Here is a 2,237-nt window from a genome sequence, read left to right as displayed (position 1 = left end):
TACAGAGAGATCACCGCCTCGTCGAACCCCGCGATTCGGCGTTGATGCTTGGGCACCACCACCGGCGCGAATGTCCCCGCCCGGTCCCTCGGGACCTGGATCGTGAGATCGCCGATCTCGGTCCGCATTCGCCAGACGCAGCCGTTCGACGTCTTCGAAGAGGTCGTCGCCGCCGGCTTCGCGCAGCACCTGCCCGAGCAGCTGCCCGAGCATCCTGACATCGGTGCGCATGGCATCGGGGATGCCGCGGCCGGCTTCGAATCGGCCGATCACGCGGATGGCCTCGGTGTTCGTGGGCTCGGAGAAGGAGTGTGCGGGGGTCACACTTCGAGAGTATCCCTCGTCAGAGGAGTGTCCTGCACGCATGACGATCTGCTTCGCGATCGGGCGATGACGAGAGGCGCCGAGGCCTGTCGGCGACCTACGATGGGGGGAATGCGCATCTCAGCGAACCCCCTCCGCGGGCAGCAGTTCCCTGCCGTCCTCCTCCTCATCGCGGCCGGCCTCGGACTCCTGCTCGCGAACCTGCCGACGCACGACGCGCTCGCCGCCTTCCTCGATCTCCACATCGCGATCCCCGGCACGGCCCTGGATCTGTCGATCGCGCACTGGGTGTCCGACGGCCTTCTCGCCGTCTTCTTCCTCGTCGTGGCCATCGAGCTGCGCCACGAGCTGACCCACGGCGAGCTAGACTCCCCGCGCAAGGCCGTGCAGCCCGCCATCGCGGCGACCGGCGGCGTGCTGGTCCCGATCGCGGTGTACCTGCTGATCGCCGGCGGCGACAGCACGACGGCTCCGGGCTGGCCCATCCCCACGGCGACGGATATCGCGTTCGCGCTCGGTGTGCTGGCGATGTTCGGCAAGGGTCTGCCCTCGCGCGTCCGCGTCTTCCTGCTCGCCCTCGCGATCCTCGACGACATCATCGGCATCATCTTCATCGCCGTGCTGTTCGCCGATGACGTGCAGTGGCTGCTGTTCGGGCTCGCGATCGTCGGGGTTGCCGTCTTCTGGGCGCTGAGCAGGCTGCTGCACGCCAAGGGCCACCCGCTGATCGCCGTCGCCATGGCCCTGGTCGGCGTGATCACCTGGGGTCTGGTCGCCTCCTCCGGCATCCACGCCACGATCGCCGGCGTGCTGCTCGGCCTCGTGATGTCGCCCGTGCCCGCCGGGCGCACCAGGCATGCACTCGAGCCGACCGTGAACGGCGCCATCCTGCCGCTGTTCGCCTTCGTCGCGGCGTTCGTGGTGATCCCCGCCGTCTCGATCACCGAGCTGTCGCCGGCGTTCTGGGCGATCGTGGTCGCGTTGCCCGTGGGCAAGATCATCGGCATCTCGCTGTTCGGCTGGCTCGCGATGCGCATCCGTCCGAAGGGCGCCGATCCTGCGCTGCCGTTCGCCGACATCCTCGCCGCCGGTGCCCTCGGCGGCATCGGCTTCACCGTTTCGCTGCTGCTGGCGAACCTCGCTTTCGCCGACGATGGCGGCATCAGGGACCAGGCGATCCTCGGTGTGCTCGTGGGGTCGTTGATCGCTCTCGTGTTCTCCGGGATCATCGTCTCCCTGCGGGCGCGCTGGTACCGTCGGGTCGCGTCCGCATCGTCGTGAGGAATGTTCCGGCCCTCGCCGCTTCCGGTCGGGTCGATGCAAGGAGGAAGCGTGAGCTCTGAGTCCCCGGCCGCGGCGGACGCTGCCGATCCGCTGCGTCAGGCAGCCCAAACCATGCACGCCGTCCGGGAGCGTTGCGTATGGTCGCAGCGGATCACACACCGTGACCTCGTGCCGTACCTGATCGAGGAGTCGCACGAGGTGATCGACGCCGTCGAGAGCGGCAGCCGCGACGACCTCCGCGAGGAGCTGGGGGATCTGCTCTGGCAGGTGCTGTTCCATTCGGCGATCGCGGCACAGGACCCGGACGATCCCTTCGACATCGACGACGTGGCACGCACGCTCACCGAGAAGATGGTGCGTCGGCAGCCGCGACGACCTCCGCGAGGAGCTGGGGGATCTGCTCTGGCAGGTGCTGTTCCATTCGGCGATCGCGGCACAGGACCCGGACGATCCCTTCGACATCGACGACGTGGCACGCACGCTCACCGAGAAGATGGTGCGTCGGCAGCCGCGACGACCTCCGCGAGGAGCTGGGGGATCTGCTCTGGCAGGTGCTGTTCCATTCGGCGATCGCGGCACAGGACCCGGACGATCCCTTCGACATCGACGACGTGGCACGCACGCTCACC

At 68.3% G+C, this 2,237-nt stretch carries 1 protein-coding gene and 5 pseudogenes; 4 read left to right on the top strand and 2 right to left on the bottom strand.

Annotation, left to right across the window (positions count from 1 at the left end; genetic code table 11):
- Together KZA10_RS18190 and KZA10_RS18625 are read right to left on the bottom strand one after the other, a co-directional pair.
- Window positions 1-122 (bottom strand): annotated as a pseudogene (locus KZA10_RS18190) (transposase); the annotation flags it as partial.
- Between the two features lie 7 nt (window positions 123-129).
- A pseudogene (locus KZA10_RS18625) lies at window positions 130-324 on the bottom strand (hypothetical protein); the annotation flags it as partial.
- Window positions 325-435: 111 nt separating this feature from the next.
- On the opposite strand from KZA10_RS18625, the gene nhaA reads away from it, so the two are divergent.
- The 4 genes and pseudogenes from nhaA to KZA10_RS18180 form a co-directional block, all read left to right on the top strand.
- Entirely contained in the window at window positions 436-1,605 is a 1,170-nt protein-coding gene (gene nhaA, locus KZA10_RS12900) for a Na+/H+ antiporter NhaA (protein WP_055864677.1), read from the top strand.
- A gap of 51 nt (window positions 1,606-1,656) precedes the next feature.
- Window positions 1,657-1,977 (top strand): annotated as a pseudogene (locus KZA10_RS12895) (MazG nucleotide pyrophosphohydrolase domain-containing protein); the annotation flags it as partial.
- Between the two features lie 40 nt (window positions 1,978-2,017).
- A pseudogene (locus tag KZA10_RS18185) lies at window positions 2,018-2,062 on the top strand (hypothetical protein); the annotation flags it as partial.
- Window positions 2,063-2,159: 97 nt separating this feature from the next.
- Window positions 2,160-2,237: pseudogene (locus KZA10_RS18180) on the top strand (nucleoside triphosphate pyrophosphohydrolase); the annotation flags it as partial.

This window comes from Microbacterium sp. BF1 (assembly GCF_019279095.1).
In the GTDB taxonomy this organism is placed as follows: domain Bacteria; phylum Actinomycetota; class Actinomycetes; order Actinomycetales; family Microbacteriaceae; genus Microbacterium; species Microbacterium maritypicum.
This window is presented reverse-complemented; position numbering and strand designations above follow the sequence as displayed.